Genomic DNA, 5,633 nt, shown 5'->3' with positions numbered 1-5,633 from the left:
GAGCTGGGCCGATTCGGCGGCGGGGTCGGCGAGCGGTGCGGCGGTGGCCGCCTGCATCAGCCCGTCGAGCGCGCCCAGGCGCTGCCCACTGGCCTGGCCGGCACGCCGCAGGTCGAGCAGCGTGCGGCTTTCCTCATCGGCACGCCGGCTCAGCGTCGCGATGCTGGCCTGCATCGTGTCGTTCAGCGCGGCGGCGCGCGGCTGCCCGGCGTTCGCGAGCTCGACGCGGCGCGCGAGCAGCCGCAAGGTGTCGGGCTGGAACAGCGGCAGCACGCCGAACGACGGCGCACCGGCCGGCACGTTGCGCGCCGACTCGGCCCAGCGCATCAGCTGCACCGCGGCGCGCGGGTCGATCGCCTCGTTCGGGCCGCGCGGCGGGTCGACCTGGGCCAGCCCGGCCGACACCATCAGGCTCGCCAGGTCGTTGACCGGCAGCTCGCGCACGCCGCCCAGCAACTGGCCGAACGCATCGCGCTGCTGCCCGGCCGTCATGCCCGGCGCGCCGGTTGCGGCGGTGGCACGCCGCGGTGCGGCTTTCGCGGTACTCGCCTGCGACGCGGCGTAGTTCTCCAGCAGCTCCAGCACCTCCTGCCAGCCCTGCGGATCCTGTTCGAAGGCCTGCGGCGGCAGGCGCTCGATCTCGCGCACCAGCTCGTCGATCTCCGGATCGCCGGCGGCACGTGCCCACGCACAGCAGCCGAGCAGCGCCGCGACGAACAGCAGGCGAGGCGCGATCACAGGATGCCTTCCTCTTTGAAGCGGGCGAGCGTCAGCTGCATGCCGCGCTGGTAGCCGTGCTCCTCGATCAGCGCGGTGCGGATCGCCGCCTCGCGCGGGTGCGAGGTGTTCATCACGTACTGCTCGGGCTCCACCACCAGGTTGATGATCTTCGCGACGCCCAGCTCCTGCTGCACCAGGAAGGCCTGGCGCTTGGGCACCAGCGAGCGGATCGCCTCGCACTCGCCCGCCTGCAGGAACGGGAAGGTCTCGCGGTACAGCGCGTCATCCATCTTCGGGTCGGACATGAAGATGAAGGTGCTGGCCGCGCTGCGCACCGCGGCCCAGCTGTCGCTGCGCAGCAGCTCCTCGGGCGACTGCGTCCACAGCTGCACGCCGGCGCCCCACTTGCCCCAGGTGCGCACCTTGGCCACCAGGTACTCGGCGAACGACTTCAGGCGCAGCGCGTGGTGGCATTCGTCGACGTGCAGCTCCTTCGGCACGCCGCGCTTGGCCGGATCCTCGAAGGTGCGRGTGATGCGGTAGAACAGCTCCAGCAGCAGCGGGCGCATCGCGTTCTCGTCGTCGCGCACCGCCTGCAGGTTGTAGACGCCGACGCGCTTGTCCAGCCCGCCGGCCGAGTCGACGGTGGCGCCGAACAGCGGCGCGTAGCGGCCGGCCATCTGCGGGTCGGTGCCGCGCGTCCAGCGGGTGAACTTCTGCGCCAGCTGCATCGGCATGTGGGCCACCAGCGAATCGAGCGTGCGCATCGAGGTCGGCAGCAGCAGTGTCTTGCGGATCGCGCCGTCCAGGTACTCCTGCTCGTTGTGCGCAAGCTGCTGCAGCAGCGGGTCGTCGTTGGCCCGCATCATCTCCACCAGCAGCTCGGTCATGTGCACGACGAAGCCGATGTCGTGCGGGCCCTGGTAGTTGACGAAGGGGTTCAGCCCGTGGCGGCCGTCGGCGGTGACGCGGAAGATGCCGCCGTCGTCGCCGAAGGCCTGCGCCAGCGTCTCGGTGCCGGGGTCGATGTCGATCGCGCGGATCACGCCGCCGTACTTCAGGAAGTGCGTCGCCAGCGTGTTCTTCAGGAAGGTCTTGCCGCTGCGGATCGGCCCGATCCCGACCAGCATCGCGCGCCCGCCGATGAAGTTGCTGAAGAAGAACGGCCGGCCGTCGCGGCTCTCCAGCACGTACTGCGCCTCCTCGCCGCCCAGGTCCTCGACGCAGGGCTGGCCGAGCGCGCTCTGGTACAGCAGCGCGGCGGCGGCGCTCTGCGTGCCGTTGAGCACCATGTCGCGCATGCTCTTGTGCTGGCCGCCGGGCTGCAGGGTCTGGTACGCGTAGGGCAGGTCGACGCCCTCCCACACCAGCGAGAGGCCGACGTTGGAGCAGGCGCGGTCGAGCGACAGCACGGTCTCGCGCAGCTGCACCGGATCGGGATGGAAGGCGGCGACGAAGCTGTGGCCCTGGCCCCAGGTCTCGTCCAGCGCCTCGGCCTCGCCGAGCTCGGCGATCTTGTCGGCGATCACCGGCTTCATCGTCGCCTGCTTCTCGTACAGCGAGCGCTCGCGGCCCTGCAGCACGTCCCACGGGCTGATCGCGCTGCGCTCCAGCTCGGTCTGCTTGTTGCGGAACAGCATCGAGCGCTTGAACTCGCTGAACGGCGTGAAGCGGTGCATCAGCAGGTAGTTGCCGCGCAGCCGCGCCGGCGAGTCGTCGCCATGGCCCCACAGCCCCTCGCGCACCGGGCTGCCGAGGCGGCTGACCGCGCCGATCTTCACGTACTGGTGCTCGGCGTCGTCGATCTTCAGCACGTCCATGTTGTGCACGCGCAGGTGGCGCACGTCGCCGCTCGACAGGAAGTGGTCCCAGTTGCTCTCGGGCGGCGTCTCGTGGCGCGCGGTGTCGAGGCGGCGCGGCTGCAGCGTCGCGAGGAAGCGCATGTGCGCCCACAGCTCGTCGATGCCGAGCTGCTCGACGCCCATGATCCCGGACCACTTGGCCACCAGCACCGCGAGCGCGTCCTTCAGCATCCACGACTGGCGCTCCAGCTGCTCGGCGAGGTAGAGCAGCGCGCCGTCCTTGCCGAGCGTCTGCTTCACCATGCGGCGGCTCGCGCTGCTGACCGGCGACATCGCGAGGTGCTTGACGAGGCTGGCGACGTCGAGCTTGTTGGAGTTCTCGCCGGCCTGCACCTCGAAGTAGTGCACCAGGCGAGAGTTGCACAGGTCGCGGCCGTTCAGGAAGGCTTCGCGCTGCCTCGACATCAGGTCGCTGATCGGGTGCTCGCGGCGCAGCAACGAGACCTTGGCGCCCTCGAAGTGCGCGAAGTACTGCGTGACCGCGACCGCCTTCGGCAGCGCGCCGTAGATCACGCGGGCGATGTGCGTCATGCCCTGGTGGTCGATGGCGGCCATGCCGTCGGGGTCGCGCCCCGAGAGCTCGATCGCCCCGATCAGCGAGCCGGTCTTGGTGAGCACGAAGCCGTTGTACACACCGTAGGCGGTGTGCAGGTCCAGCACCGAGCCGATCTTGTCCCTGGCACCCATGGCCGGTCGCGTCCGTGCGGGTTACAGCGTGATGTTGCCGGCGCCGCCGAACTGTGCGATCCACAGTGCGGCGTTCATGATCGCGATGCCGGCGACCACCACCCGCAGCACCGGGCCGAAGATGCCGTCCTTCGGCGCGAACACCCAGGTGCAGAAGGCCGCGACGATCGAGACCACGACCACCGCCTTGCCGAACGGGCCGGTCATGAAGTTCGCGAACGCCTGCAGGAAGGTGCGCAGGCTGTCGAAGTTGGCGGCGGTGGCCTGGGCATGGGCGGATGCGCTGAGCAGCGACAGCAGCAAGCCGGACAGCGGGGCGGCAAGATGCCGCGCGAGGGATTGAACACGCATGGAAGGCACTCCTGTGGTTGTCACTTGTGGAAGGGAACGATGACGACGCGTCGCGGGTTGCGCGCACAGGCCGACCAGCGGACCGGGCGGCCCACCGAGCGCTGCCAGGCCAGCAGCGCGCGCGGGTCGTCGTTGTAGATCGCGAACAGCACGCCGAACAGCAGGCCGCCCATCGCGAACGCGAAGACGAACGGGATCTGCGTGAGCATCGCGACCGTCAGCACCGCGGCGCCGATGAACTGCTTGCTGGGGATGCCCCAGATCGTGTTCTCCCGCGCGAAGATCTTCACTTCCTGCAGGCTGCGGTCTTTCTTCGTCTCTGCCATGGCGTCTCGCTCCGTGGGTCAGGCCACATGGCTTATCGCGAGAGGCATGCCAGCGTCGTTGCGCTGTCGTGGCGGTGAGGCCAAGCCTTTGATTTGATTTGTGAATCGCGTGGATGGGTGTGAGGCGCGGGTGTGGATGCGGAGGTCGTGGAAGTGCAGCAGTTCGCACTGCTCCGTCGCGGACGTGCGGGCTCCCGCACGCGCGGTGCCCCACCCCGTTCGCCCTGAGCTTGTCGAAGGGCCTGCTCGCATGACGCGAGGGTTTCGACAGGCTCAGCCCGAACGGGGAGTGACGCTCAGCTGCGGCAGCGCGCCAGCGCGGACCGAACTTCGGCCGGGTCGAGCTGCCCCGGCGCCAGGCCGACGCGGGCCTGCAGGTCGACCAGGATCGCCAGCGAGCGCCGGTAGTGCTCGCAGCTCTCGCGCGGCGCGCTGCGCGCGAGCGCGCGGCCCAGTTKGAAGTGGCTGCGGCCCTGGATGCGCAGCGCCGCGACATCGGCGCGCGCCCCTTCCGACAGCGACTCGAACACCGCGATCGACTCGCGCGCCGCCCGGGCGCTGCCGGGCAGGTCGCCACCCCGGTACAGCGCGCCGCTCAGGTTGTTGCTGGCCAGCGCCAGCGCCTGGCGGGCGTCCATGTTGTCCGGATCCAGCCGCGACAGCTCGGCCAGCAAGGCGGTGCCCTGCCGGTACGCCGCGATCGCCTGCGCCGGCTGGTTCACGCGCAGCAGCGTGACACCCAGGTTCAGGTGCTCGCTCGCCGCGTAGCGCATGTAGCTGCCGTTGCGCGGCTCGCGGTCGAGCAGCTGCTGCTTCAGCCGCATCGAGGCCTCGAACGATTGCAGGGCCAGCCGGCCGCTCGCCAGGCTGTCGTCGCGCTGCGCGAGGTACTGGCCGCGCAGGTCGTGCCACACCGACAGGCTCATCACCGCCTCGGCGTCGTCGGGCCGGCGCCGCACGATCTCGCTGAGCGCGCGGAACTCGAGGTCGGCGGCCTGCAGGTAGGCCGGGAAGTCGCCGGCGTAGAACTTCAGCTGGCTCAGCTGCCCGTGCATCGCCGCCAGCAGCGACGCGAAGCTGGCATCCCCCGGGTGCGCATCGACCAGCCCCTGCGCGAGCGCGATGCCGGCGCGCAGCATCGCATCGGCCTGCGCCAGCTCGCCCAGCGAATCCGACAGCGCGCCCAGCCGCTTGTGCACCACCACCAGCTCGCGCTGCGCGGCATCGCGCGCGTCGCCCGGCGCGGCCGCGGCCAGCACGGCGGTCAGCAGCTCGCGCGCCCGCAGGTAGCTGCGGCGCGCACCTTCGGGGTCGCCGAGGTTGGCGCCGAACGGCTGGCCCTGGATGTCGCCGACCTTGCGGTAGCCGGCCGCGATCTCGGTGCGCAGCCCGGTGTCCTCCGCCGGATCGGTGGACGGATCCTCGCTGAGGTCGTTCAGATAGGACAACGCATGCTCGACCACCAGCTTGCGCGCCGGCGTCGCGCCGGGCAGGTTCTGGATCGCGTCGTGCACGTCGAAGATCAGCACCCGGCCGAGCGAGCGCACGCTCGCGAAATGCTGCTCGGCGCGGGCGCGCTGGTGCTGCGCGCGCTGCGTCTCGTGCACCATCAGCGCGAGGCCGGCCGCGAGCGCCAGGTTGGCCAGCAGCGCCGCGCCGACCGCGCTGCGGTGGCGCAGCACGAAGC

The 5,633-nt window shown here is 70.6% G+C and carries 4 protein-coding genes and 1 pseudogene; all 5 read right to left on the bottom strand.

The window, feature by feature from the left end:
- The coding region (locus AC1D01_RS18365; protein ID WP_477868754.1) for a hypothetical protein at nt 1-738 on the bottom strand (738 nt) is incomplete at its 3' end.
- On the bottom strand, nt 735-3,269 hold the full coding sequence (locus tag AC1D01_RS18360) for a VirB4 family type IV secretion system protein (protein ID WP_477868752.1): 2,535 nt from the start codon (nt 3,267-3,269) through the stop codon (nt 735-737). The genes AC1D01_RS18365 and AC1D01_RS18360, both read right to left, overlap by 4 nt.
- A gap of 21 nt (nt 3,270-3,290) precedes the next feature.
- The gene (locus AC1D01_RS18355; RefSeq protein WP_477868750.1) at nt 3,291-3,620 is read right to left on the bottom strand and encodes a TrbC/VirB2 family protein; all 330 of its coding nucleotides are present in this window, start codon (nt 3,618-3,620) and stop codon (nt 3,291-3,293) included.
- Nucleotides 3,621-3,640: 20 nt separating this feature from the next.
- Nucleotides 3,641-3,946 (bottom strand): hypothetical protein, encoded by a 306-nt coding sequence (locus AC1D01_RS18350; RefSeq protein WP_047507407.1) that lies wholly within the window; start codon nt 3,944-3,946, stop codon nt 3,641-3,643.
- A 296-nt stretch (nt 3,947-4,242) separates the two neighbouring features.
- Nucleotides 4,243-5,633: pseudogene (locus AC1D01_RS18345) on the bottom strand (hypothetical protein); the annotation flags it as partial.

The sequence above is a fragment of the Rhizobacter sp. P3_B12 genome (assembly GCF_056402895.1).
The sequence above is the reverse complement of the archived record's forward strand: the minus strand, read 5'-3'. Positions and strand labels throughout refer to the sequence as shown.

Bases quoted from the DNA above. Each gene is read 5' to 3' on its own strand.
- AC1D01_RS18350 (WP_047507407.1), bottom strand. From the start codon at position 3,946: ATGGCAGAGACGAAGAAAGACCGCAGCCTGCAGGAAGTGAAGATCTTC.
- AC1D01_RS18355 (WP_477868750.1), bottom strand. From the start codon at position 3,620: ATGCGTGTTCAATCCCTCGCGCGGCATCTTGCCGCCCCGCTGTCCGGC.